Below are 26,078 nucleotides of genomic sequence, written 5' to 3'. Positions count from 1 at the left end.
TTGTTTCAAAAGTGATGACGTTTGATCACTTATAAAAGCTTGATTTTACTAATGAATGGATGGATACGATGTCCAATTTAATGAAAGGTACAGCGATATTAACTTTAGGGATGTTTTTATCCAAGGTGCTTGGATTAATTTATATTTTTCCCTTTTATGCGATTGTTGGGCAAGAAAATATCGCGCTGTATCAATATGCATATATTCCTTACTCAATTATGCTAGCAATAGCCATTTCAGGCGCACCCATTGCTGTTTCTAAGTTTGTTTCTAAATACAATGCAATGGGAGATTATCAATCAGGTCGCAAGCTGATGAAGTCAGGTATACTCATTATGATGATTACGGGTATTGCGTCATTTGCTGCACTTTTTATACTTGCAACACCGATTGGTGAGCTCGTTATAAAAAGTGATGAACAGAAATTTACAGTTGAGCAAATTGCTTCTGTTATCCGCTGGGTAAGTTTTGCACTGATTGTTGTGCCATTTATGAGTTTGTGGCGTGGCTTCTTCCAAGGCTATGACAAAATGGAACCAACAGCAATCTCGCAGTTAGTGGAACAAATTGTCCGAATTGTCGTGTTATTAGGTGGTTCTTTCTTAGTAGTAGTTGTGTTTAATGGCAAACCTGAAACAGCAGTTTCTTTTGCCGTATTTGCGGCCTTTATCGGTGCAATTGGTGGTTTAATGGTGCTCTATTACTATTGGAAAAAATATCAACCTGAATTTAATTTATTGCGTAGTCAAAGTGTTACTTCAACACAGCTACCAATGTCGAATATTTATAAAGAAGTGATAACATATTCGATTCCTATGGTATTTGTAGGGGTTGCCAATCCATTATTTCAATTAGTGGATATGCTAACGTTTAATGGAGCGATGAGTTCAATTGGCTTAGCGAAAGTTACAGATGAATATTTATCGATGATCAACTTTACAACACATAAAGTTGTAATTATTCCAGTTATGCTAGCTACTGGCTTTTCGATGGCACTAGTACCGACAATAACAAAATATTATACACAGGGCGAGTATTTATCGCTACGTCATGCGATGGATAAAACGTATCAAATATTGATTTTCATTACCTTGCCTGCTGTTGTTGGTATTTCATTATTAGCAAATGAAATTTACTTTATGCTTTATTCAGAAAGTGAGATGGGCGCAGCTATTTTAGCACATTATGCACCAGTTGCGATTTTATTTGCGTTGTTCCAAGTAACGGCTGCACTGCTACAAGGCATCGACTTTCAAAAGTGGATTGTCTTCAGCTTACTATCAGGTATTTTAGTCAAACTAGCACTTAATATAACGTTCATTCGTTGGTTAGAAGCAGATGGAGCTATTTTGGCAACTGCAATTGGCTACAGTGTATCCATTATTATTAATATGTTAGTCCTTAGAAAAACGCTTAATTATAAATCAGAAATGGTATTACGTCGCGTAATGCTTATTACACTTTTAACAGCTGCGATGGCAGTAAGTGTATTAATTGTCCATAAGCTATTAGAACTTGTGATGGGACCAGTGGATGGCAAATTCTCTGCGCTCGTATACTCTGTTATTTGTGCGGCAGTGGGTATTGCTGTTTATGGATATTTGTCATTACGTCTAGGCTTAGCACAAAAATTACTTGGTGAGCGATTGACACGTATTACAAGTAAATTTGGATTTAAATAGGAGGAACTATGCGTTTAGATAAATTACTAGCGAATATGGGCTATGGCTCACGAAAGGAAGTTAAGCAACTCCTAAAACAAAAGGCAGTTTCCGTTGATGGCACATATGTGAAGGATGCAGCAATGCATGTTGACCCCGAACAACAAAATGTTGTCGTCTATGGTGAACGTGTTGTATATACAGAATTTGTGTACTATATGATGAATAAGCCTCCTGGTGTTATCTCTGCAACTGAAGATTTACGAGATGAAACGGTCATTGATTTATTAGATCCCCTACACCAGCATTTTCAACCATTTCCTGTTGGGCGTTTAGATAAAGATACAGAAGGCTTGTTACTGTTGACGAATGACGGTGTATTGGCACATAATTTATTATCTCCAAAAAAACATGTACCAAAAGTGTACTATGCCAAAATTGAGGGCATTGTTACGCAGGAAGACGGAGAAATATTTGCTCGTGGTGTTGAGTTAGATGATGGCTATGTAACAAAGCCAGGCGAGCTAGTCATTTTGAAATCTGCACCGCAATCAGAAATTGAATTGACGATACAAGAAGGTAAATTTCATCAAGTGAAACGTATGTTTGAAGCAGTTGGTAAACATGTTATCTACTTAAAACGCCTTTCTATGGGTAGCCTACTACTTGATGAAAGTTTAGCATTAGGTGAGTACCGTGAGTTAACGTCTGAAGAATTAGCAGGTTTACAAAATAGAGATTAAAAAAATCCTCGATGCTGTACTTTTAGTATCGAGGATTTTTTTATACATGTTTGTCCCAATAACTGTATAATATAATATATCAATAAAATATTATAGGGGATTATAGCGTACCGAAAATTTTATGTTCAAATAATGATAGTGAAGATGAGTAGAGGACATGTTAATGAAAAAACTACGAATTAAATTATTAATATCTTTAATTGCCTTTGCGTTAATACTTGTTGCTGTAATTTCTTCTGTAAATAGGCAAATACTTGTGGCAAATATTGAAGACCAAGAAGCTAGTAATCGAACATTAATTGAAAATCATATTCTAACGGATATGCAAACTGTAGACAATGCACACTTTTATTTTGATAAAAATATTTCGGAAGACATGGAACAAGAACTGCAAGCATTAGCTATTTATTATAAGGAAAATCCTAATCTTGCTACGTGGGATTTACAGCAAATGAAAAGCAACCATGGCATGGATATATACATATTAGATAAAACGAATACCGTCATTTATACAACATTTGAAAAAGATAGAGGGCTGAATTTTTCCCTTTGCTGTAAAAACTTTTCTGCTTTATTAGATGAAAGAAGAGCGAGTGGACAGTTTTATACAGATGGCATTGATATTTCGACAACTACAGGTGAGTATCGAAAATTTAGTTATTTGGCAACGCCTGATAAAAAATATTTATTAGAGCTTGGCTTGAAATTAAGTGAAGTGCCTGTTTTTCAAACGTTCAATTTTGGGAAAACCGCTGATTATTTAATTGATAAATACGCTGATTTGCTAGATTTACGAACGATTAATGCAGGGGGTATTTTTTTCTCAGACACAGATCCCAGTCGAACTACTGTAAAAAACCAATCAAAAAAATTTCAGGAGCATTTTAAGTTAGCTCTTCAAACGATGGAGCCAGCTGAATATCAACAAGAGTTAGGCAATGGTTATATAGAGACATATCGTTTTATACCATATGAGGCAGAGGCTATTCGAGGTGCATCTACAAAGCGAGTAGTGTATGTGAAATATGGTAACGATACGAAGCTGACTGCACTTGCCAATAATACGAGACAGTTTTGGTTTGTTCTGATGATTGCATTAGTAACATCATTTATTATGCTGATGGTTATTAATAGATTGTTATCTAAAACGATACAATTAGCAACGTATGACCCACTAACAAATGTATTCAATCGTGCTACATATATAAGTAAAATGGATAAGTTATTAAGAAAAAGAAAAGCCAATACGCCTGGTTTATTATTAATAGATTTAGATAACTTTAAGCAAGTAAATGATCAATTTGGTCATGCAGAAGGCGATAGAATTCTTATTAAAACAGCCAATATTTTAAATGAAGCCGTGAAAAACAATGGCTTTGTTGTAAGATTTGGCGGCGATGAATTTGCAATTGTTTTATATGATACGAACGATGAGCTTATGGTGCAGTTAGCAAATGCCATTTTAGCGAAAATACGAGGTTTAAAGAATGTCGATAATATGAAATGGTCTGTAATTTCTGTTAGCATGGGCGGGGTAATTTGTGAAAAACCAAATGAAACAGAATTGAGTTTATTTGAACGAGCTGATAAAGCATTGTATCTGTCTAAGAAAGCAGGTAAAGACCAATACTCCAGTTATGATGAAGTTGCATCGACAGAAGAAAAGTGAAAAAGCACGAGACAAGTAGGAACAGGTAAACTGCTGACCTACGTGACTCGTGCTTTTATAAGTGAAGTGCATTGTTAGGAAGCACCTTGTGTTTTGGAACGATAGAACAGTGAACTACATAAAACAAGGACAGCTATTACAACAAACATTGCATCAATATAATGCGTTAAAAGCCATCCGCCAATTATAGGACCAATAAAACCACCTAAATTTTTAAACTGGGATGCGCCTAAATAGGTTGCCTTTTGTGTATCTGGCGCAATTTCATCGATCATAACATTCATCGTTGGGAAAGCAAATATTTCGCCAATCGTAAAAATGACCATTGCACAAATGAACAGTGGATATCCCGTAGATAAGCCAAATAACGTTAAACCAACCGCAAAGAACAGGATACCAATAAGAAGGATGGTTGATGATGAAAAACGCTCTGAAAAAATACTAATCGGTAATTGTAGTAAAAGTACAACCGCCGCATTTAACGAAATTAGTAAAGAATAGAGCTTAGCACCATCTTCGATTTTAAGCTCAATAAGTTGCGGAAGTGTTGAATCAAATTGGGAGTAGCCAATATTTATTAAAATTGCCCCAAAAATAAAGCTCAGTAATACTTTGTTTGTTAAAAGAATCGTAAAGGTTTGAAGCACTTTTGTTTGTGTTTTAGCTTTTTGTTGCTGCATTTCATAACGATTCAAAACGAAAAATAAAAATATTGCATAAATAATGTACATAGCACCTGTCAGCATAAACGGAATGCTAGGACTGGATAACTGTGCTATATAAACACCAATAAGAGGCCCTATAACTGCGGCTATATTAATGGCTGTATAGCGCAATGAAAACAATCTTTTACGTTTTTCTGCCGGAGTGAAATCAATCATTAATGCTTGTGTGGAAGGCTCAAAGAACGAGCGACATAAACCGTTCAACGCATTTAGTACGACGAAGAACCAAATCGTATGTGCTGTAGCAAAGCCGAAGAAAACAATACTCCAAACGAGTATCGTAAGTAAAATGACACTTTTGCGACCAAAGCGATCTGTTAAGTAACCACCAAAAAAACCGCCTACTGTGGAAATTAATGGTGCAATACCAATGGTCAGCCCTATTTGTAAAGGGGAGGCATCAATTTCGTTATGTAAATATATAGCTAAAAAAGGCATTGCCATAAAGCTTGCAATACGTGTAAATATAGTACCACCTAAAATAATCCAAACGAGTGGGTGGAACATCTTGGATAGTTGCATAAAAATCCTCCTCTCAACATGTAGAATGTTTCGAGTGTAACGGATTGTGAAGAGACTGTAAATAGAAAAAAAGAATGACCCCGACGAAAGGTCATTCTTTTTTTCTTACAAAAATGCTTTACGCAACGTGCGCAAAAACTAAGACGTCAATTTTACTTTTTTACTCGTCGTTGTCCATTTGCCTCGACTTGGACTCATCACCAAATCGTTAAAGGCTAACACGTTCAAATCTCTTTGAACGGTGCGAGGAGTGATGCTAAACTCTTCGACTAAATCCTGTGTAGACACGGTTCCTTTGTCTAAAATAAACATGTACACGTCTTTAATACGATTAAGCATTCGATCAGTAGTTGGTTTCATAAATGAACCACTCCTTCATCTTAATTCACTTGGCATAGACTAGCGGACGACACTATGTGCGGAGTGCACTGAGGCTTTTTAAATAGCTGCCTTAGACATCCCCTTTTCTAATTTTATGTTCAGAACAACAATTCTGATAACTCTATTATATAGAAAAACGAAGCAATTTTCTAGTGAATGCAATAGAAATTTACAATATATACATAAAGAATTGGCTGTATTTTGTGGACATTCGTGTAAAAGATGCTATATGTGGTAGTGTAAAGGGAAGATAGGTAAATGATAGTTAGAAAGACGATTGTATTTTTCTAAGTAAAGAGTAGAATAATCTTATTATAAAATGGAGGAGGTACATAGTATGGATTGGTTACACGCTGCAAAGGAAAGACAAGATGAATTAATAAGAGAGTTGCAAGAGCTCGTGCAAATTAATAGTGTATTGGATGAAAAAACGATAACAGCAGATGTGCCGTTTGGTGATGGACCGTTAAAGGCGCTGGAATGGTTGTTAGCAAAAGGTGAAGCTGAAGAGCTACAAACGAAAAATGTTGATAATTATGCTGGACATATTGAAATGGGCCAAGGTGAAGAATTGCTCGGTATTTTATGTCATGTTGATGTTGTGCCTGAAGGTGATGAAACGAATTGGACGTATCCACCTTTTAGTGGCACTATTGCCGATGGGAAATTATTCGCCAGAGGTGCTATTGACGATAAAGGCCCAACAGTTGCTGCATGGATGGCGATGAAGCTTGTGAAAGATGCAGGCATTCAATTAAACAAACGTGTACGAATGATTATCGGGACGGATGAAGAAACAGGCTTCCGCTGTGTCGACCATTATTTTAAAAATGAGGAAATGCCAACATTCGGTTTTGCACCAGATGCAGACTTCCCACTCATTAATGCCGAAAAGGGCATCGCTGAGCTTGTGTTCTCTCAAAATAAAACTGGGGATGCGACGAAAGAACAGCTACTACTATTTAATGCTGGTAAGCGTCCAAATATGGTACCAGATTTCGCAAAAGCGACAATTCAATTCGTATCTGGACAATTCGAACAGAATTTTCAAACATTTTTAAGCAAAAATCAGCTAGAAGGCTCTTTATTAATAGAGGGTTCTCACTATATAATAACTATCAAAGGAAAAGCAGCTCACGCAATGGAGCCTGAGAAAGGTGTCAATGCAGCTGTTTACCTTGCAGCATTTTTACAGCAAGAGTTGACGACAGAAGGAAGTAAGCAATTTGTCGATTTTATCGCAGATGTATTCCATCAAGACCATTATGGCAACGCATTAGCATTACAATTTAAGGATGATATGTCTGGTAAAACGACATTAAATCCGGGTATTGTAACATATGATGTGGCGCAAGGTGGCAGTATGGTAATTAGTATGCGCTACTCTGTAACTTATCCATTTGATGAAAAAATTACAGAGGCTCAACGCTTAGCTGCTAATAAAGGATTTTCACTCGATATTCAAGATGATTCAAAACCGCATTATGTAAGCGAGGATGACCCATTAATCCAAGCGTTAGCCGGTGTTTACCGCCGTCAAACAGGTGATAACGAAACACCGCTCCTTTCTACTGGTGGTGGTACGTATGCACGCGTTATGAAAAAGGGTGTGGCATTCGGTATGTTATTCCCTGGTGAGCCAGATGTGGCACATCGTGCGGATGAATTCGTTGTCATTGAAAATTTAGTAAAAGCTGCGGCTATTTACGCAGAAGCAATTGTTGAACTTGCGGGAAAGTAAATGTAATCAGCAAGAGAGTGATGTCTTGACGCGCTTAGATAGACAAGCGCTACGTGCAACGCTCTTCACTGAATAAGTACTTTGATTTCCTATTTCTAGTCTTACTTTATTGTGTAATAGGAAACACCGCACTTGTAAATGCGAAAAACAACTCAAAAATGAAAAGGATGTATGAACATGGCATACTCATTATGGAATGATCAAATCGTTGAAGAAGGATCTATTACAGTTTCACCAGAAGACCGTGGTTACCAATTTGGTGACGGTATTTATGAAGTAATTAAAGTTTATAACGGAAATATGTTCACAGCACAAGAACACATTGATCGTTTCTATGCTAGTGCCGAAAAAATTCGTCTTGTCATTCCTTATACAAAAGACGTTTTACACAAATTACTGCATGATTTAATCGAAAAAAATAACTTAGAAACAGGTCATGTTTATTTTCAAATTACACGTGGTACGACATCTCGTAACCACATTTTCCCTGATGCAAGTGTACCAGCTGTGCTAACAGGTAATGTTAAAGCTGGTGAGCGTTCAATTGAAAATTTTGAAAAAGGTGTTAAGGCAACATTGGTAGAAGATGTTCGCTGGTTACGTTGTGATATCAAGTCTTTAAATTTACTTGGAGCAGTGCTTGCAAAGCAAGAGGCTTCTGAAAAAGGCTGCTATGAAGCAATTTTACACCGTGGTGATACTGTAACAGAATGTTCATCTGCTAATGTTTACGGTATTAAAGCCGGTAAACTTTATACACACCCAGCAAATAACTACATCTTAAATGGTATTACACGCCAAGTTATTTTGAAATGTGCAGCAGAAATTAATTTACCTGTTATTGAAGAGCCTATGACGAAAGGCGATTTATTAGCAATGGATGAAATTATCGTGTCATCTGTTTCATCTGAAGTAACACCCGTTATTGATGTAGATGGTCGTCAAATTGGTGCAGGTGTACCTGGAGAATGGACTCGTAAATTACAAAAAGCATTTGAGGCGAAATTACCACTTTCAATCAATGCTAAATAACAGTAAGTAATTAAAAAGAGCTACCTAAAACTTGGTTAATAGCCGAGCTGCTAGGCTAGCTCTTTTTTATAGAACAAAATATGCATGTATTCTCCTGAAACGTCATGTAAAATAAAAAGGATAGAGCCTTTAATTGGTATTAGTAAAAACCGCAATGAGGTAAAGTTGATATGGGGCAGTAAGATTGGAGTGACCTAAACATGGCACAATTAGTGAAAATACAAGATTATATTTCACGTTATCAAATTGATTTAGCTAGATATCCTACACAGTTTGTACGCTTAAAAAAAAGTCAATGGGAGCGTATTAAACGTCAATGGGAATTAGGAGAAGATATTACCGAATGGCAACATACTGAGAATGAAAAAGACAATGATTCATTTGATGAAAAGGAACGCTTCTCATTATTTAAAAAGATTTTTGCAGGGCGCCAAAAAGAAGAAATACAAGAAGATATTGAGCAAGTAGATATTACGAACGAATTTGCTAATGAGGAAGATATAATTCCGGAAGAAGAAACAACATTATCATTTGAACCTAATATTGTTTACGCACCTCAGTCCATCCATGAACTGAAGCGGATGTTTATTGACCAGTTTTTTCATTTTCAAATGAAATGGGCAAGCTCCACATTGCGAGAAAAATCGTATGTAGACCCTCGATTTATGCGTGATTCTTTGTTACGTACGTTGCTGCAAAACTTACCAGATAACTATTTAGTTTTTTACTATCCGATTTTACAGGTGAGAAAAGCACCAATCGAGTTAGATGTTGTGTTAATGTCACCGACAGAGTGTATTTGTATTACTGTGCTTGAAGCAGAGAATCAGGCGGTGTACGTAGGTGGCAGTGAACGCTTCTGGGTGAAAAAAGTTGGAACAAAGGATTCTAAAATACTGAACCCGATGATTAGCTTAAGCAGAATGGAATCTGTCTTAACACAATTATTTAAGCAAGACCAAATAGACATGCCGATTCGCAAGGTCATTTTAACACGTAATGGTTATTTTGATTACCCTGGTTCATCTTTTAGTGTTCGATTAGTCGATCGTCGTAATTATCATGAATGGATGCAATCATTGAAAAATGTTTCCTCTCCTATGAAACATATGCAAATTCGGGCAGCACAAACAATTTTAAATAACGTGCAAACGACGTCGTTTAATCGTGATATTTGGCAACAGACATCTTCAAAAGCTGAGGACTAACAAATGCGTGTATTATTTATTGTTAATGAGTGTGCAGGGAATGGAAAAGGTAAAATTGTTTGGAATAGACTACAGCAGCATTTAACCATTGACTATCAAGTCGTGCTCACACAATATGAAGGGCACGGTCAAGAAATTGCTAAGCAATGGGTGCAAAAAGACCAAACAAAAAAGTTAATCATAGTAGTTGGCGGGGATGGCACCGTTCATGAAGTTGTTAGTGGCATTGTACATAATAATTTAGTCGTTATTGCCGTTGTTAGTGCAGGCTCTGGTAATGATTTTGCACGTTATTTTCAAACATTTAAAAATGCGAAACAGATTGAAACATATGTGAAAACTGAAATGCCTTCTACTATGATGGATATCGGAAAGCTGCAGCTAGGAGCTATTCAACACGAAGTGTTCGTCAATAATGCAGGCATCGGCTTTGATGCCTATGTCACAAGGCAAATAAATAAGTCACGTCTTAAATACTATTTCAATAAAATAGGACTAGGAAAGCTATCATATGCTGCTGCGGTTGTTAGAGGGCTATTTCGCTTTACTTGTTTCGATGTTACAGTTCTTGCGCAAAATGAAACGCTTCACTTTCAAAATGTCTGGTTTGTTGCTACGAGCAATCAACCGTATTTTGGCGGTGGTATGAAAATTTCACCTATGTCTAAAGCAGATGATGGCAAAGTTGAATTAACTATTGTTCACAATATTTCAAGAGTAAAGCTGCTATTAATTTTCGCCACTGTTTTTTTTGAAAAGCATACTAAGTTTCGAGAAATATCTTTTTTACAAAGTGAACAATTTGAGATTATTGTGCATGCAAATAGCGTTGATTGTCATACTGATGGGAATTATATTGGCGCGATTGGGCATGATGCGGTTGTGCGATGTACAGTGCAACAACATGCGTGGAAATGTATAACATTGGAAAAACCGAAAAACGTCATTTCGCAATAATTTTATGCGAATGTGACGTTTTTACGTTATACTAATAAAAAATCAATAATTTAACTATTAAGAAATGAGGAAGAGAATTGAGATTAAGAAATAAGCCTTGGGCAGAGGAAATGATTACAAATCATCCAGAGGTGATTATTCCAAATCCTGAAGACTTTAAAGGAAATTGGCAAGCTGCTTTTGGTAACGATCACCCACTACACATTGAAGTAGGTACTGGGAAAGGTCAATTTGTAACTGGAATGGCCCTCCAAAATCCAAATATCAATTATATCGGTATTGAGCTTTATGATAGCGTAATCGTTTGCGCATTAGAAAATATATTAGAAGCTAAATCTCCAGCGAATTTACGTTTGTTAAAAGTAAATGGCGCAGATTTATATAAATTTTTTGAAAAAAATGATGTAGACCGTGTGTATTTGAATTTCTCAGATCCTTGGCCGAAAATACGCCATGCAAAGCGTCGCTTAACGCACGAGGGTTTTTTGAAATTATATGAGTCGATTCTAGTGGATAATGGGGAAATCCATTTTAAAACGGATAACCGTGGTTTGTTTGAGTATTCGTTAATTAGTATGTCTGAATATGGTATGTTATTAAAGTATGTATCACTCGACCTACATGCAAATATGCCAGAAGATAATGTTATGACAGAATATGAGCAGAAATTTTCTGCAAAAGGACAGCCGATTTATCGTTTAGAATCGCAATTTATTAAAAAATAGTAAATAGTAGGGGGAGTATGGATGGATCAGTTACAGTTTCACAATATGTCATTATCATGGCTAAACGGGGGTGTCACTTGCCTTGATGGCGGTGCAATGTTTGGCGTAGTACCAAAACCACTTTGGTCACGCAAATATCCAGTAAACGAAAACAATCAAATCGAATTACCTACAGAGCCTATCTTAATTCAATATGATGGGAAAAACTATATTATTGATACGGGTGTTGGTTTTAACAAATTAAATGAGAAGCAATTGCGCAACTTTGGCGTAACAGAGGAATCGACTCTAGCTAATAGTTTGCAAGAGCTTGGCTTAACAACAGCTGATATCGATGCAATATTAATGACGCATTTACATTTCGATCATGCAGGTGGACTTACGCAATGGGAAAATGAAGTGTTAGTCCCTACATTCCCTAATGCAAAAATTTATGTAACAAAAATTGAATGGGATGAAATGCGTGAGCCGAATATTCGCTCTAAGAATACGTATTGGAAAGAAAATTGGGAGCCTGTTCAGCATTTAGTAGAAACATATGAAGGTACGTTAGAGGTTGCTCCTGGCATTGAAATGATTCACACAGGTGGACATAGTGATGGACATGCTATTATTAAGTTAACACAAAATGGTGAAGTAATGTTGCACATGGCAGATATTATGCCAACACATGCACATCAAAATCCATTATGGGTTTTAGCATATGATGATTATCCAATGACGAGTGTATTTGCCAAGGAAGGTCTTATGAAAGAAGCTTTAGCAAACGGCTACAGTTTTATTTTCTACCATGATGCGTATTACCGTATGATTAAATGGAATGAGACTGGCAAGGAAATTGTTGATAAGTTAGAACGCAGCAGACAAGCTGTTATTACATTTTAAATGTTGGCTTAATGTGTAAGCACTTTTAAAGCCCGCATGACAGACTATAGGCAAGCCCCAACAATTTGGAGGCAAGTCTATAGTCTTTTTTATTTTAAATCGTATGAGTAAGACGCGTGCATCCGCAATAAAATTCTTTAATTAGTAACTACTGCTTTTGATTTCCGCTACGGGCGGACGTTTTCCGTCAGGCACACCGTAAGCCGCAACCCTCGCTTGCACGCGGTCAGTTACGTCCTACGTTTTGTGCTGTTCCCGCAGGAGTCGCCGCCCTTCGCTCCAACCAATAAGTATCGCTTTCTTTTCCGGACAGAAAAGGCAGTTTGCGTAAAGTCTGATTTTTTGTTAATATTTCAAAATATTTTTTTGCATTATTCAGCTATTTGAAAACGACTACTTTCTTAGTGGTGGTATAATATGCTGTTTACCAATTTTAACATGTAATATTCTGAATATTACATATTGACTGATTAATCTAATATTAATATACTGAGATAACATCAAAGAGCGTTAGATTGACAGAAGGGAAATGAAATACAATGAAAAATTTTATCAATAATGTACTGACTGGTATGAGCATGGGGATAGTTGTTTGTTTAATTCCCAATGCATTAGTAGGTGAGATATTAAAACTAATAATCCCCTATGTGCCGCAGTTAGAAATCATTTTAAATACATCCGTATTAGCAATGAGTCTACTGCCAGTTATTATTGGGGTTATGACAGGAATTTGCTTTAAATTAACACCTGTCCAAACATGTAGCGTTGGACTAGCTGCTTTTGTCGGTAGCGGTGTATATACAATTGATTCTGAGGCAGGCATTACAATTGCCGGTATTGGTGTTGTTATTAATATTGGGATTACGACAGCTTTAGCTGTGTTATTTGTGCAATTTTTAGGGAATAAGCTGAAAGACTTTACACTTTTATTAATGCCTGCACTTGCTATGTTTGTTCCTGGGTTAATCGGGAACGCCCTTTTACCATATGTGCGAACAGGCTCAGGATATGTTGGTCTTATTATTGAGCATTTAACGACGTTACAGCCAGTGGTAATGGGCTCGCTCATTGCTATGATTTTCTCAATATTAATTATTTCACCAATTTCTACAATAGGTGTAGCGACAGTAATTATGTTATCAGGTATCGGTGCGGGTGCAGCAAATCTCGGTGTTTGTGCATCTGGGGTAGGTATGTGTATTGCCAGTTATAAGGCTAATAATATTGGTACTGCCATTGCACATGTTGCATCTGCAAAAATTCAAATGCGTAATTTTTTCATGAAGCCAAAAATAGCATTTCCGATGATTATTACTGCGGGAATATTAGGCGCATTAGCAGGGCTCTTTGAAATTGTAGGTACACCGTACAGCGCTGGTTTCGGTCTAGGAGGCTTTGTTGGCCCGTTGAAGTATTTAAGTTTAGTTGGTTGGACTCCTTATACACTAACTATAGCAATTACGTTATTTATCGCTCTACCGATTCTATTAAATGTTGTCTTACTACGAATCTTCTCGATGAAACTGAAATGGATTACATCTGAAGACTATAAGGTGCATTATGAATAATTGAAAAGTCTCCGTTTGGGGGCTTTTTTTTCGTGAACATTTTGGAAAATATGATACACTAAAAGCTATACTAAAACACAAAAGAGAGTTGAAATAGATTATGGTAACGGAGCAACCATTTTTACCAGTATTATTAGGATCAGATATGAATGCATACGGCATGGCACGAGCATTTTATGAGGCATATGGCATTAAGCCACTTGTTTTAGGACGTTCGCATTTAACAGCAACACAAGATAGCCATATTTTGGATTTTAAAGAAATTGATCGTTTAAATGAACAGGACGTATTTGCACCAGCACTTGCTCAAATCGCAAAACAATATGCTGATAAAAAATTACTGCTACTTGCTTGTGGCGATGATTATGCAAAGCTCATCATTAAAAACAAACCTGCACTACAGGAGCATTTTACAGTACCATATATTGATGAATCATTAATGGATGAAATTTTATTAAAAGAGAATTTCTATAAAATGTGTGAGAAGTACGACTTTAAATATCCGGGTACAACAACGGTGACAGCGAAAAACTATGAAAACTTCACACCACCGTTTAACTACCCAATAATTATAAAAGCATCGAATTCAGTAGAATATTGGGCATGTAAATTCCCAGGGAAGAAAAAGGTGTTCATTGCACATGATGAAGCGGAAAAAAGTGCAATTTTAAAAGCTATTTATAGCTCCACTTATCAAGATACAATGATTATTCAAGAATTCATCCCTGGTGATGATTCTTATATGCGCGTGTTAAATGCCTATGTTGGAAAAGACGGAAAAGTGAAGCTAATGTGCCTAGGTAACCCGATTTTAGAGGAGCATTCGCCAGAAGGTATCGGAAGCTATGCAGCAATCGTAACGACATACGATAAAGAGCTTATGGACCAAGTACGCCACTTTTTAGAGGATATCGGCTATACAGGCTTTGCTAATTTCGATATGAAATACGACATTCGCGATAAACAATATAAGTTATTTGAAATTAATTTACGTAACGGTCGCTCAAGCTATTATGTAACGGCAAGCGGACATAATTTAATGAAATATGTAGCGGATGACCATATGTTAAATATCGAGCAACCGTTAACATATGTAGAGGATAAGCATTTATGGATGATTATTCCGAAAGGCGTGTTATTTAAATACGCATCAAACGAAAAGCTTAAGCTTGAAGCGCAAAAATTGATTCGTGAAGGGAAGTATACAAATTCTCTTTACTTCAATAAGGACATGAATGCGAAGCGTTGGGTAAAACTTACACTAAACAATTTAAATTATTATCGAAAATATAAAAAGTATTTTAATAATAAAGGTCTAGAAGAATAAGATTTATTAAAAGGAGGTATAACACATATACCTCCTTTTAAATTGTAGAAAAGTTTGAAGAACGATTCCTGCTATTGATTTTCGCTACGGGCAGGCGCTATTTTGCGGACACACCCTAAGCCTCATTAATTGTTTGAGTGCCAATTGTTTGAGTGCCTGACACTTAGCATAGGTATCTAACAAAATAGCGGCACCTAAATCGTAAAAATCCACTTCGCTTTCCACGGGCACAGTGTAAGCCACAACCCTCGCTGTCGCGCGGTTTGTTGCGTCTTACGTGCTGTGCTGTTCCCGTAGGAGTCTACGTGGATTTTTACTCGGACAGTCAAAAAATTCATGATTAGCAAAGTAAATTGTTTGAGTGCCTGTCACCCTCCCTCGTGGTTTACGCACGGAGCAAGGTGTGAATTCCGCGAAGCAAGGAGTGAATTCCGCGGAGCAAAGGGTGAATTCCGCGGAGCAAGGAGTAAATTCCGCGGAGCAAGGAGTAAATTCCGCGGAGCAAGGAGTGAATTCCGCGAAACAAGGGAGTAATTCCGCGGAGCAAGGAGTGAATTCCGCGAAGCAAGGAGTGAATTCCGCGGAGCAAGGAGTGAATTCCGCGGAGCAAAGGGTGAATTCCGCGAAGCAAGGGAGTAATTCCGCGGAGCAAGGAGTGAATTCCACGGAGCAAGGAGTGAATTCCGCGAAGTGAGGAGTGAATTCCGCGAAGCAATGGAAAATCCATGCCAGTAGCGAGTCCTTCGCTAATTTATGTAGTTATAAAAAAATAGCATGTGGAGACATCATAATGTCCACATGCTATTCTAACTTGTATTGTTTAGACTTCAGTCAATTCTACGACAACGCCAGAGCGTGCATCTGCAGCGAACTCGAATGTTTGCATTTCACCTTCGTGCATGCGTGAAATACCACCACGATAAACAGGAATAGTCATAAATCCGTTTGTGAAATTGTCAGTTTTCATAAAAATCCAAGAACCGTCTATTGGCGAATCTTTTTTAAATTCCTTTTTTATGTTTTCAAGTACTTGTCCTGCGGGTACATACGGAGAAACTTTTTCACTGGCTTCTTTAATAATGACTGCCGCGGCGAGGCCTGTTGCAACACCAATTAAAAAATCACGTAATTTCATGGGTAATTTCCTCCTTTTCCTATAGCTCTATTTTAGCATAGCACAAAGAAGGAAAGCACGTTCATTGTAAAGGACTTTCAAGAAATGTATCAATATTTCGACTTCTGAAATAATTATGATACAATAAGCAAGGAAGAAAATTCTACTTCGTGGGGAGAGAGTCATCATGAATGAGGAAACATTACAATTATTTAAAACATTAACTGAATTACCTGGCGCTCCAGGCAATGAGCATGCGGTGCGTGCATTTATGCGAACTGAGCTACAGAAGTACTCAGATGAGGTAATTCAAGATCATTTAGGTGGTATTTTTGGTGTAAAGCATAGTGCAGTATCAGATGCCCCTAAAATTCTAGTAGCTGGCCACATGGACGAAGTGGCTTTCATGGTTACATCGATTACTGATAATGGATTAATTCGTTTTCAAACACTAGGTGGCTGGTGGAACCAAGTTATGCTAGCACAACGTGTAGAAGTGTACACGAAAAATGGTGCAATTCCAGGTGTTATCTCGTCTATTCCACCGCATTTACTAACAGATGCTGAACGTGCAAAGCCAATGGAAATTAAAAATATGCTAATTGATGTTGGTGCAGACAACAAAGAGGATGCTATTGCACTTGGCGTTCGTCCAGGACAGTCAATCATTCCAGTATGTTCATTCACACCGATGGCAAACCCGAAAAAAATTATGGCAAAAGCATGGGATAACCGTTATGGCTGTGGACTTGCAATTGAATTAATGAAAGAAGTAAAAGATGAAAAATTAGCTTCTCATTTATATTCAGGCGCAAATGTAATGGAAGAGGTTGGACTTCGTGGTGCTCAAGTATCAGCTAATATGATAAAGCCAGATTTATTTTTCGCTTTAGATGCATCGCCAGCCAATGATATGTCTGGAGATAAAAATCAATTTGGTCAACTAGGTAAAGGGACATTATTACGAATTCTTGACCGTACAATGGTAACACATCGTGGTATGCGTGAGTTCGTGTTAGATACGGCAGAATCTAATCATATTCCTTATCAGTATTTTGTATCACAAGGTGGCACAGATGCTGGCCGTGTACATACATCTAATGACGGTATACCAAGTGCTGTAATTGGTGTTTGCTCACGTTATATCCATACATCAGCTTCTATCATTCATATTGATGATTATGCTGCGGCTAAAGCACTAATCGTAGAATTAGTGAAAAAAGCTGATCGTTCGACATTAGAAACGATTCGCGCTAATGTATAAGTAAAAGAAAAGGTGCCTATTAGGGCATCTTTTTCTATGCAAAGAAAGAGGGATTATAATGGAAATAGCGATTGGGACAACGAATAAAGCGAAAATCCAGTCAGTTCAAGCAATTGTTAATCAATATTTTGAAAAAGTAACTTTTACATATTTTAAGGCACCATCACAAGTTTCCAATCAACCAATAACTACGGAAGAAACAAGACTTGGTGCGATCAATCGTGCAAAAAATACATCGATTGCTACGGGTGCAATGCTTTCTTTTGGACTAGAAGGTGGCGTTACGGAAATAGATGGTGATATGTACGTCTGTAACTGGGGAGCTCTTACATTAGCTGATGGTACTACATATACAGCTGCAGGTGCACAAATTATATTGCCAGAAGAAATTGCCCAGGAAATAAGAGCAGGCAAGGAGCTGGGTCCGATAATGGAACAATACACTCAGCGATTAGATATTCGTCAAGGAGCAGGGGCGGTAGGTATTTTTACGCAAGGAATTGTGACTCGTCAGACGATGTTTGAGCATATTGTCTCGCTGCTTATTGGACAATATTTGTTCACATTAGCGCAAAAATAGTGTCTTTGAACTAGTGAGAATGGAGCAGTGATGTTGCAACTTATGTAGAATTTTTTTAAAATAGAAAAAAGTTAGCAATGAAAGGAAGATAGAAATGTCTCGTGTATGGCTACAAGCACTAGGATTAATGCTTTTACTATTGGGGCTTTCTGGCTGTAATCAATCGGTTGATGAACAAATTGCTAGTGGACTTCAAATAACGGAAACGGTATTTGCAGAAGAGCCAGAAGCATATACCGACAAAATTGGTCATGTACAATTGTTTTTACCGTCAAAATTTAAAATTGATGATAGTTCAGATGCCTATAATATTTTAATATCAAAAGGAATGGATTCTTATATTCTTTTTATCAATGATCGTGAAAAAGCCAATAGTAAACTCTATTATAATTTACTAAAAGAAGATAGCTCTAAAAAAGTCATCAATGAAACTACCTATGAAAAGGATGGTATTTTCGGTTTTGCTGCTGTTTCTAAAACGGATAATAAAGATGAATTTGAGTTAATTGTAAGCTGTGGTGGCGTAAAGATGACAACCATTTCACAAGTGAAAAATATTGAAAATAATCTTCATGAGATGACGAAAATCGTTCATTCGGTTAAGATTAAATAATTGCATAGTTTTGACCAAAGCGGTTCACAAAATTATGTGAGCCGTTTCATTATGAAGAAAGGACGTGAGCTAATTGAAACAAATAAAATCAGAGCAACTTGTGTCCCTATTAAAAAAGCAGTTAAGTGAGCAAAAATTTGATTTTCAATTTGACAAAAAGCAAGATAAACTACGCTTGAATCATAAAAAAATAGGCAAAGGGATGGAGCTCTCTTTACCAGGTATTTTAGCAAAATATAATAAAAAGCAAGAGGCAGCTGTTGAAGAAGTTGTTTATACGATTGAGCAAACTTTTTTGGCGATGGAGCAGGAGCAAGAGCGAGGCTTCAAAGAATCAGGGCAAATTTATCCGGTTATTCGTGCAACATCGTATCCGAAAGCTTCAAAAGAAGGACATGCATTTATCACTACAGAGCATACTGCAGAAACTCGTATTTTCTATGCGCTTGATTTGGGAAAAACGTATCGCTTTATTGATGAATCGATGTTAGAAGAACTAAAATTAACAGTGGAACAAATACGAGAGATGGCACGATTTTCTGTCAAGCAGCTACCAACTGTCTATAAAAAAGATGAAGTAGCAGGAAATGTCTTTTATTTTGTTAATGCAAATGATGGCTATGATGCCAGTCGTATTTTAAACGAAAACTTTTTAAAAGAAATGAAAGCAAAAATTGAAGGGGATATGACTGTATCTGTACCTCATCAAGATGTGTTAATACTAGGTGATATTCGTAATGAAACAGGGTATGATGTATTAGCACAGATGACGATGCATTTCTTTGCGGTAGGGACAGTACCGATTACGTCATTATCATTTATTTATGAAGATGGGGAGCTTGAACCAATCTTTATACTAGCAAAAAACAGAGTAAAAAAGGAGCAAGAAAAATAATGAATGTATTTTACAACAAAGAGCATGTAGGAGACGTATTATTAGTACAGTTGGCAACAGAGGCGATTGTAAAAACAGAATTAGTACGCGCTGGGGATATTGCCATTTTAAAAGAAGCACAAACAGGGGAAGTAAAAGCATTTAACTTATTTAATGCGAGCAAGTATGTTCAAGTAGAGGCGAGAGGGAATGTTGAGCTTACACCAGAGTTTGTAGCACAACTTGAAGCCGCTATTGAAAGTAATGGCGCTGCGATTAGCCTTGATGTAGATTTCACACCAAAATTCGTTGTAGGCTACGTAGAAACAAAAGAAAAGCATCCAAATGCTGATAAATTAAATATTTGTACTGTAAATGTAGGTGAACAAACACTTCAAATTGTATGTGGTGCACCGAATGTTGATGCTGGTCAAAAAGTAGTTGTTGCTAAAATTGGCGCTGTAATGCCTTCAGGAATGCTTATTAAAGAAGGGAATTTACGTGGTGTTGATTCATTTGGCATGTTATGCTCAGCGCGTGAATTAGCTATTCCTAATGCTCCATCTGAAAAAGGTATTTTAGTTTTACCTGAGGATGCAGTAGTAGGCAGCGCGTTTGAAACACCAACTCGATAATTATATAAATTGTAAAAGAATCGTTAGACTACCAAATAGCTGGTGGTATAACGATTTTTTGTCTAGGTCGGGCCTATAAATACAAGTTTCTATATCATTTTTATGGTATGCTTTTTTATGTGGACATTGAACTTAGTTTTATTAGTCAATTATTGAAAACTAAAACAATGCTATAAATGAAGTGTAAGAGAAATGAGTGAAACAACGTGAATTGGTTTAAAAAGAAAATTGAAAAAATTTTAAATAGAGATGAATACGAATATGATGAATATTATGAGGAGTATGAAGAACAACCGGATCACCAACAGCCGTTAAATGAAACATCGGATACGAGACAAAAAACTTTCCGATTCCCTTTAATCGATGATAAAGAAGATATGCCTCAAGCTTCACAATCAAGAGACGTATATGATCAAATGGATGACTCATATGGACAAATTGAAGATTTAACATTACCAAAACATTTAAATCATAAAATGGCAGATTCTCGTGTTTACGATATAGAGGTATCTGGTATTCGTGAATTATTAGAAAATCGTTCGAAGCGAACTGGCAGAACGACGACTACACGAAGTCAGCCTAAGCAACAGCAAGAATATCCAACTAAAGCAAGTATGGTTTTTCGCGATGCACAAGTTGAAGCTAAACCTGTTCAAAAAGAGCCAATTGTGAAACAGGAAAGTAAAGTAGAGGATATTTTACAACAGAATCGAAAACGCTTTGTGCCAACGGATGTCCCTTCACCAGTTTATGGCTTTGCAAAACCAAGCCCAATTGAGCAGTTATTAAATAAACGGAAGGAAGAACAGGAAGCCGAAATGCCTTCTGTGGCTAAGTTTGCAAAAGAAGCGACAACAAACGAGCCTATTGAAAATATACTAGAAGAAAAAGAGCCTATCAAAGCCTCCATTGATGTCCGTGAATTGCTTGAGATACCTCGCTCTAACGAAGCGCCATCAAAGCAACCACGTGCAACTGAGGAAATTGAAGCAACTGAGCAAAGCCAATCAACGGATGAAGTGAATACGGAAGAACCTTCAAAGCAGCTTATTACATTTGAAGAAGTTGAAGTAGCTGAGCAAAGCCAATCAATGGATGAAGTATATATGGAAGCGCCATCGAAGCAACCGATTACATTTGAGGAAGTTGTAGCTGATGAGCAAAATCAAATAACAGATGACGATAATTTGGAGCTACCTGTACCACAAACGACATCATTTGCAGTGAATTTTGAAGAGCAAATTAAGGAAGCGGTACAGCAAGAACTTGCTGTCGAGCAACTTTCTGCTGATCAGTCTGAAATTCATGTGAAAGAAGTAGTTGTGGAACAATTACAAATTGAGAATTCTACGATTCATATAGGAGAAGTGACAGTAGTCCAGCCAACTAATGAAGAGGTCAATCAAGAAATAGTAGAGGAACCATCTGTAAAGCAAGAAAAGAGTCGCATTCCATTTAATGTTTTAATGTTAAAAACAGATAAAGAGAAATGGCGAATTTCACAGCAATTAAAATCGATATCAAAAACAACTACAGAAGAAAAGCAAATGGAGAGTGCGTTTATTCGCGATAATTATGAAGCTGTAGCGTTGTCAGAAGACAAATCAACACCTTCACATGAACCTATTGTTGAAGTAGAGCAATCGAATCAAGAGCCATCACCGAGAGAGGCAGAGACAGAAAATATTTCTGTCATTACGATGTCACCTGTAGCAACAATGACACATGTGCCAACTAAAGAAAATATAGCGATTGAAGCTGAGGTAATGGAAGAAATTGCAGCAACAACGTTTGTAGATAATGTTTTACCACAAGAAGAAACTCCAGGTATTGAAGTTGATTCAATTGAAGAAGAATCAGCACCAATGATGTTTGTAGAAAATGTTCTGCCACAAGAAGAAACTCCAGTGATTGAAGCTGGAACGATTGAAAATAAGCCAGCAATAATGATTGAAGAAAATGCTTTACTACAAGCAGAAAATCCAATAATAGAAGCTGAGCTAATCGAAGAAAATACAAACCCAGCGTCTGTGAAAAATGATGTTGTACTTGCCGAGCAAACAGAAGAAACCATAGCAATTCAAAGCATTGAAGAATCTGAAATAGTCGAGGGGAATCTTACTGATACATTGGTCATTTCTGATGTTGAAGCTATAGAAAATGAAGTTAGTCCTCCAAAGCCTATTCATGTTTACCAAAAACCAACGGATGAATTTTTAGAGCCGCCTGAGGAAAAAACACAAGATACAGAGTGGATGGAGCAACAAGGGGACACACTAGTTGAAGCACTATCTTATTTCCAAGTGTCAGCACAAATTGAATCGATTATGCAAGGTCCAGCGGTAACTCAATTTGAAATTACAGTAAGTCATGGTACGAAGGTAAGTAAAATTCGTAACTTAGCAGATGATTTGAAACTTGCTTTAGCTGCAAAGGACATTCGAATTCAAGCACCGATTCCAGGAAAAAGCTCTATCGGAATAGAAATTCCTAACCGAGTATCTCGTGCTGTTCGTTTATCGGAAGTGACAAATAGCGCTTCTTTCCTCGACTCCGATTCACCACTAGAAGCTGCATTAGGTCTAGACTTAACAGGGAAGCCTGTGACGATTGATTTACGTAAAATGCCACATGGCTTAATTGCCGGGGCGACTGGTTCAGGTAAGTCTGTTTGTATCAATTCTATTTTGGTTAGTTTATTGTATAAAGCTGCACCACATGAATTAAAACTAATGCTGATTGATCCAAAAATGGTAGAGCTTGCTCCGTTCAATCATATTCCTCATTTAGTCAGTCCGGTCATTACGGATGTTAAGGCTGCTACAGCAGCGTTAAAATGGGCCGTAGAGGAAATGGAACGACGTTATCAGTTATTTGCTCATGCAGGTGCACGTGATATTACACGTTATAATGCTTTAGCAGATAAAAATAATGAGCATAGTTTAAAATTACCGTATATTTTAATTGTCATTGATGAGTTAGCAGATTTAATGATGATGTCGCCTGCTGATGTCGAGGAAGCGATTTGTCGTATTGCTCAAAAGGCACGTGCTTGTGGTATACATTTAATTGTTGCAACACAAAGACCTTCTGTAGATGTTATTACAGGTCTTATTAAATCCAATATCCCTACACGAATTGCCTTTGCGGTATCTTCACAAATCGATTCGCGTACAATATTAGATGGGCAAGGAGCGGAGCGATTATTGGGACGAGGCGATATGCTATATTTAGGTAATGGCATGTCTGCACCAGTACGTTTGCAAGGGACGTTTGTTACAGATGACGAAATCGAATCGATTATCGATCATGTTCGTGAGCAAGGCGAACCAGATTATATATTCGACCAAGAAGAACTTTTAAAGAAATCAGAAGTTTCGGCAGAGCAAGATGATCTGTTTGAGGATGTTTGCCGTTTTGTATATGAGCAAGGTGGGGCCTCTACATCTCTTATTCAACGGAAGTATCATATTGGGTATAATCGTGCTGCACGATTAATTGATATGTTGGAATCGCATGGTTTTGTGTCGGAGGCAAGAGGCAGTAAACCACGTGAAAGCTATATTACCGAGCAAGATTTAATTGCTATGTTTGAATAAGAATTGCATTGTTTTCGTAAAGATTATCTGACTTTCGTCAAAATTAGTTTTTTTAGAAAAGTTGCACATTTATCCTTGTGCATAAATAGTGCTATAATAGACAAGATGTTTTAACATAGTACGTATTTTTCTGTACGTGTAAAGGTATTAATACCTAGTGCAAAATACGATACACCTAATAGATGATAGATGGGATTTTGTATTTCCCGGGGGGTTTAATTAATGACAGTTTTTCATTTCACAGGCATTAAAGGTTCTGGCATGAGTTCGCTTGCACAAATCTTATTTGATGCTGGTGAACAAGTACAGGGCTCAGATATTGATAAATATTTCTTTACGGAACAGCCGTTGCGTGAACGAAATATTCCAATTTTCACATTTAATGCGGATAATATTAAAGAAGGTATGACAGTAATTGCAGGGAATGCTTTTCCTGATGACCATCCTGAATTAGTTCGAGCACGAGAAATCGGTGTTGAAATTATTCGTTATCACAAATTTCTTGGTGAGTATATTGGCAATTACACATCGATTGCCATTACTGGCGCACATGGTAAAACTTCTACAACCGGCTTAATGGCACATGTTGTAGGCGGCTATAAACCAACTTCTTATTTAATCGGGGATGGTACAGGTGCAGGCCATGAAAATGCTAACTTCTTTGTGATGGAAGCGTGTGAATATCGTCGACACTTTTTAGCGTATAATCCTGATTATGCGGTGATGACAAATATTGATTTTGACCATCCAGATTACTTTGCGAATATTGAAGATGTGTATGCAGCCTTCCAATCACTTGCATTACAAGTGAAAAAGGCGATTATCGCATGTGGCGATGATGAACATTTACAACGTATTCAAGCGAAAGTACCTGTTGTTTATTACGGGTTTGGAGCTGAAAATGACTTTGAGGCACGTAATGTTGAAAAAACAACTGAAGGCACAACATTTGATGTTTTTGTGCGCAATGAATTTTATAGTACTTTCTTTATCCCATTATTTGGCGACCATGCAGTGTTGAATACATTAGCTGTTATTACACTTTGCCAATATGAGGGTATTTCATCTGAAATTATTCAAGAACGTTTAAATACGTATAAAGGTGTAAAAAGACGTTTCACAGAATCGAATATTGGGGATCATGTTTTAATCGATGATTATGCGCACCATCCAACAGAAATTCGTGCAACGATTCAATCGGCTAGACAAAAATATCCTGAACGTGAATTAGTAGCGATATTCCAGCCTCATACATTCACGCGTACCCAAGCGTTTTTACAGGACTTTGCAGACAGCCTTAGTCTGGCTGATACAGCATACTTATGCGATATATTTGGTTCTGCAAGGGAAACACAAGGTGCACTTTCAATTCAAGATTTAGCTTCTCTTATTGACGGAAGCGCTGTAATTACTACAGAAGGTATTGATGTGTTAACAAAGCATAAAGATGCAGTATTTTTATTTATGGGTGCTGGCGATGTTCACAAGTTCCAAGATGCCTTTGAAGATGTACTTAAAAGCAACGAAACAGCTTAATCCGCAAGGAATAAGCTGTTTTTTCTAAAATATGAGAAGGATTTAAGTTTTATTTGTCGAAGATAAGGTAAGTAATAGTATACAGAGAGAAATTATTACTAGCAGGAGGTCTATTTATGGAAGTCATTTTGTATATTGCAGCAATAATAGCAGCGATCGGTTTTTTATTTTTATGTGTGAGCGTCGGTATGACGTTATTTTCACTCAAGTCAATTCTTAACAGTTTATCTGGCACATTAGCAGGCATTGAGAAACAAATGGAAGGGATTACACGCGAAACGACTTCTTTGTTAATTAAAACAAATAGCTTAGCCGAGGATATTCAACAAAAATCTGAACAGTTAAATACTGTTGTTCATGCGGTGAAAGGAATGGGTGACTCTGTAAATGGTTTAAATGCTTCAGTACAGCAAATCACGTCATCGATTTCAAAAAGTGTTGAACAGAATGAAGAAAAAATTGCGCAAGTTGTTCAATGGAGTAATGTCGCAATGGGCATTGCAGATAAATGGAAGAAGCGTAAAGTGATTGAGCAGGCACCAGGGATAATGCCTGAGGACGTATATAGTTTTGAGGAAGTTCAGGCGGACAAGCCGAAAAGAAAATGGGGTCGCAAAAAATAATTATTATTTAGCAGGTGCTTTCTTTATGCCAGCTGAATATAAATAAAGCCTTAGGCAATTTTTATTGTATGACACGTACAAGTGGAAATACATACG

The 26,078-nt window shown here is 37.1% G+C and carries 22 protein-coding genes; 19 read left to right on the top strand and 3 right to left on the bottom strand.

Translation table 11 applies throughout. The annotated features are described in order from the left end of the window. The first annotated feature begins 68 nt into the window (after positions 1 to 68). The 3 genes from ACIP9G_RS16530 to ACIP9G_RS16520 all read left to right on the top strand — a co-directional run bounded on the left by ACIP9G_RS16530 (position 69) and on the right by ACIP9G_RS16520 (position 4,073). Positions 69 to 1,682 (top strand): putative polysaccharide biosynthesis protein, encoded by a 1,614-nt coding sequence (locus tag ACIP9G_RS16530; protein WP_401020786.1) that lies wholly within the window; start codon positions 69 to 71, stop codon positions 1,680 to 1,682. 8 nt (positions 1,683 to 1,690) lie between these two features. Further along, entirely contained in the window at positions 1,691 to 2,404 is a 714-nt protein-coding gene (locus tag ACIP9G_RS16525) for a pseudouridine synthase (RefSeq protein WP_401020784.1), read from the top strand. 163 nt (positions 2,405 to 2,567) lie between these two features. Further along, a complete protein-coding gene (locus tag ACIP9G_RS16520) occupies positions 2,568 to 4,073 on the top strand; it encodes a GGDEF domain-containing protein (RefSeq protein WP_401020782.1) in 1,506 nt (501 codons plus the stop codon). A 74-nt stretch (positions 4,074 to 4,147) separates the two neighbouring features. Here ACIP9G_RS16520 and ACIP9G_RS16515 read toward each other — a convergent pair whose 3' ends face one another. Together ACIP9G_RS16515 and ACIP9G_RS16510 are read right to left on the bottom strand one after the other, a co-directional pair. After that, positions 4,148 to 5,320, bottom strand: coding sequence for an MDR family MFS transporter (locus ACIP9G_RS16515; RefSeq protein ID WP_340822979.1), 1,173 nt, complete (start codon positions 5,318 to 5,320; stop codon positions 4,148 to 4,150). Positions 5,321 to 5,458: 138 nt separating this feature from the next. Continuing rightward, on the bottom strand, positions 5,459 to 5,680 hold the full coding sequence (locus tag ACIP9G_RS16510) for a DeoR family transcriptional regulator (RefSeq protein ID WP_025220342.1): 222 nt from the start codon (positions 5,678 to 5,680) through the stop codon (positions 5,459 to 5,461). 358 nt (positions 5,681 to 6,038) lie between these two features. Between ACIP9G_RS16510 and pepV the strand changes: the two genes are divergently transcribed. The 8 genes from pepV to ACIP9G_RS16470 all read left to right on the top strand — a co-directional run bounded on the left by pepV (position 6,039) and on the right by ACIP9G_RS16470 (position 15,144). Continuing rightward, the gene (gene pepV / locus ACIP9G_RS16505) at positions 6,039 to 7,442 is read left to right on the top strand and encodes a dipeptidase PepV (RefSeq protein ID WP_401020780.1); all 1,404 of its coding nucleotides are present in this window, start codon (positions 6,039 to 6,041) and stop codon (positions 7,440 to 7,442) included. Positions 7,443 to 7,619: 177 nt separating this feature from the next. Beyond that, complete coding sequence (dat, locus tag ACIP9G_RS16500) at positions 7,620 to 8,474, top strand: D-amino-acid transaminase (protein WP_401020778.1); 855 nt, start codon at positions 7,620 to 7,622, stop codon at positions 8,472 to 8,474. 200 nt (positions 8,475 to 8,674) lie between these two features. Next, on the top strand, positions 8,675 to 9,682 hold the full coding sequence (locus tag ACIP9G_RS16495) for a nuclease-related domain-containing protein (RefSeq protein WP_340822989.1): 1,008 nt from the start codon (positions 8,675 to 8,677) through the stop codon (positions 9,680 to 9,682). Between the two features lie 3 nt (positions 9,683 to 9,685). Further along, a complete protein-coding gene (locus ACIP9G_RS16490; RefSeq protein ID WP_401020776.1) occupies positions 9,686 to 10,639 on the top strand; it encodes a diacylglycerol/lipid kinase family protein in 954 nt (317 codons plus the stop codon). A 77-nt stretch (positions 10,640 to 10,716) separates the two neighbouring features. After that, complete coding sequence (gene trmB / locus ACIP9G_RS16485) at positions 10,717 to 11,364, top strand: tRNA (guanosine(46)-N7)-methyltransferase TrmB (protein ID WP_340822991.1); 648 nt, start codon at positions 10,717 to 10,719, stop codon at positions 11,362 to 11,364. Between the two features lie 21 nt (positions 11,365 to 11,385). Further along, a complete protein-coding gene (locus ACIP9G_RS16480; protein ID WP_401020773.1) occupies positions 11,386 to 12,249 on the top strand; it encodes a YtnP family quorum-quenching lactonase in 864 nt (287 codons plus the stop codon). A gap of 539 nt (positions 12,250 to 12,788) precedes the next feature. After that, positions 12,789 to 13,817: a PTS sugar transporter subunit IIC gene (locus ACIP9G_RS16475; protein WP_340822993.1), complete on the top strand. Its 1,029-nt coding sequence runs from the start codon at positions 12,789 to 12,791 to the stop codon at positions 13,815 to 13,817. Between the two features lie 100 nt (positions 13,818 to 13,917). After that, positions 13,918 to 15,144 (top strand): carboxylate--amine ligase, encoded by a 1,227-nt coding sequence (locus ACIP9G_RS16470; protein WP_401020770.1) that lies wholly within the window; start codon positions 13,918 to 13,920, stop codon positions 15,142 to 15,144. Positions 15,145 to 15,964: 820 nt separating this feature from the next. Here the strand turns inward: ACIP9G_RS16470 and ACIP9G_RS16465 are convergent. Next, positions 15,965 to 16,279: a hypothetical protein gene (locus tag ACIP9G_RS16465; RefSeq protein WP_173477578.1), complete on the bottom strand. Its 315-nt coding sequence runs from the start codon at positions 16,277 to 16,279 to the stop codon at positions 15,965 to 15,967. Between the two features lie 166 nt (positions 16,280 to 16,445). Between ACIP9G_RS16465 and ACIP9G_RS16460 the strand changes: the two genes are divergently transcribed. The 8 genes from ACIP9G_RS16460 to ACIP9G_RS16425 all read left to right on the top strand — a co-directional run bounded on the left by ACIP9G_RS16460 (position 16,446) and on the right by ACIP9G_RS16425 (position 25,982). Further along, on the top strand, positions 16,446 to 17,522 hold the full coding sequence (locus ACIP9G_RS16460) for a M42 family metallopeptidase (protein WP_401020767.1): 1,077 nt from the start codon (positions 16,446 to 16,448) through the stop codon (positions 17,520 to 17,522). A 58-nt stretch (positions 17,523 to 17,580) separates the two neighbouring features. Then, complete coding sequence (locus ACIP9G_RS16455) at positions 17,581 to 18,102, top strand: DUF84 family protein (RefSeq protein WP_340822999.1); 522 nt, start codon at positions 17,581 to 17,583, stop codon at positions 18,100 to 18,102. Positions 18,103 to 18,196: 94 nt separating this feature from the next. Then, positions 18,197 to 18,715, top strand: coding sequence for a hypothetical protein (locus ACIP9G_RS16450; RefSeq protein ID WP_340823001.1), 519 nt, complete (start codon positions 18,197 to 18,199; stop codon positions 18,713 to 18,715). Positions 18,716 to 18,788: 73 nt separating this feature from the next. Beyond that, positions 18,789 to 19,610: a DUF1444 domain-containing protein gene (locus tag ACIP9G_RS16445; protein WP_401020763.1), complete on the top strand. Its 822-nt coding sequence runs from the start codon at positions 18,789 to 18,791 to the stop codon at positions 19,608 to 19,610. Beyond that, on the top strand, positions 19,610 to 20,224 hold the full coding sequence (gene ytpR, locus ACIP9G_RS16440) for a YtpR family tRNA-binding protein (protein ID WP_340823005.1): 615 nt from the start codon (positions 19,610 to 19,612) through the stop codon (positions 20,222 to 20,224). Before ACIP9G_RS16445 ends, ytpR begins: the two co-directional genes overlap by 1 nt. A 206-nt stretch (positions 20,225 to 20,430) precedes the next feature. Beyond that, positions 20,431 to 23,823, top strand: coding sequence for a DNA translocase FtsK (locus ACIP9G_RS16435; RefSeq protein ID WP_401020761.1), 3,393 nt, complete (start codon positions 20,431 to 20,433; stop codon positions 23,821 to 23,823). Positions 23,824 to 24,045: 222 nt separating this feature from the next. Further along, complete coding sequence (gene murC / locus ACIP9G_RS16430) at positions 24,046 to 25,359, top strand: UDP-N-acetylmuramate--L-alanine ligase (RefSeq protein ID WP_173477571.1); 1,314 nt, start codon at positions 24,046 to 24,048, stop codon at positions 25,357 to 25,359. A 116-nt stretch (positions 25,360 to 25,475) separates the two neighbouring features. Then, positions 25,476 to 25,982, top strand: coding sequence for a DUF948 domain-containing protein (locus tag ACIP9G_RS16425; protein WP_340823007.1), 507 nt, complete (start codon positions 25,476 to 25,478; stop codon positions 25,980 to 25,982). Positions 25,983 to 26,078 lie beyond the last annotated feature (96 nt).

The sequence above is a fragment of the Lysinibacillus sp. NPDC093197 genome (genome assembly GCF_044754025.1).
Taxonomy (GTDB): Bacteria; Bacillota; Bacilli; order Bacillales_A; family Planococcaceae; genus Lysinibacillus.
Note: the sequence above shows the minus strand (reverse complement) of the source record. Positions and strands in the feature narration are given on the sequence as shown.

Coding starts and splice junctions, on each gene's coding strand:
- ACIP9G_RS16515 (WP_340822979.1), bottom strand. CDS start 5,320: ATGCAACTATCCAAGATGTTCCACCCACTCGTTTGGATTATTTTAGGT.
- dat (WP_401020778.1), top strand. CDS start 7,620: ATGGCATACTCATTATGGAATGATCAAATCGTTGAAGAAGGATCTATT.
- ACIP9G_RS16475 (WP_340822993.1), top strand. CDS start 12,789: ATGAAAAATTTTATCAATAATGTACTGACTGGTATGAGCATGGGGATA.
- ytpR (WP_340823005.1), top strand. CDS start 19,610: ATGAATGTATTTTACAACAAAGAGCATGTAGGAGACGTATTATTAGTA.
- ACIP9G_RS16525 (WP_401020784.1), top strand. CDS start 1,691: ATGCGTTTAGATAAATTACTAGCGAATATGGGCTATGGCTCACGAAAG.
- ACIP9G_RS16470 (WP_401020770.1), top strand. CDS start 13,918: ATGGTAACGGAGCAACCATTTTTACCAGTATTATTAGGATCAGATATG.
- ACIP9G_RS16455 (WP_340822999.1), top strand. CDS start 17,581: ATGGAAATAGCGATTGGGACAACGAATAAAGCGAAAATCCAGTCAGTT.
- ACIP9G_RS16465 (WP_173477578.1), bottom strand. CDS start 16,279: ATGAAATTACGTGATTTTTTAATTGGTGTTGCAACAGGCCTCGCCGCG.
- pepV (WP_401020780.1), top strand. CDS start 6,039: ATGGATTGGTTACACGCTGCAAAGGAAAGACAAGATGAATTAATAAGA.
- ACIP9G_RS16460 (WP_401020767.1), top strand. CDS start 16,446: ATGAATGAGGAAACATTACAATTATTTAAAACATTAACTGAATTACCT.
- ACIP9G_RS16510 (WP_025220342.1), bottom strand. CDS start 5,680: ATGAAACCAACTACTGATCGAATGCTTAATCGTATTAAAGACGTGTAC.
- ACIP9G_RS16480 (WP_401020773.1), top strand. CDS start 11,386: ATGGATCAGTTACAGTTTCACAATATGTCATTATCATGGCTAAACGGG.
- murC (WP_173477571.1), top strand. CDS start 24,046: ATGACAGTTTTTCATTTCACAGGCATTAAAGGTTCTGGCATGAGTTCG.
- ACIP9G_RS16530 (WP_401020786.1), top strand. CDS start 69: ATGTCCAATTTAATGAAAGGTACAGCGATATTAACTTTAGGGATGTTT.
- ACIP9G_RS16520 (WP_401020782.1), top strand. CDS start 2,568: ATGAAAAAACTACGAATTAAATTATTAATATCTTTAATTGCCTTTGCG.
- ACIP9G_RS16450 (WP_340823001.1), top strand. CDS start 18,197: ATGTCTCGTGTATGGCTACAAGCACTAGGATTAATGCTTTTACTATTG.
- ACIP9G_RS16490 (WP_401020776.1), top strand. CDS start 9,686: ATGCGTGTATTATTTATTGTTAATGAGTGTGCAGGGAATGGAAAAGGT.
- ACIP9G_RS16495 (WP_340822989.1), top strand. CDS start 8,675: ATGGCACAATTAGTGAAAATACAAGATTATATTTCACGTTATCAAATT.
- ACIP9G_RS16425 (WP_340823007.1), top strand. CDS start 25,476: ATGGAAGTCATTTTGTATATTGCAGCAATAATAGCAGCGATCGGTTTT.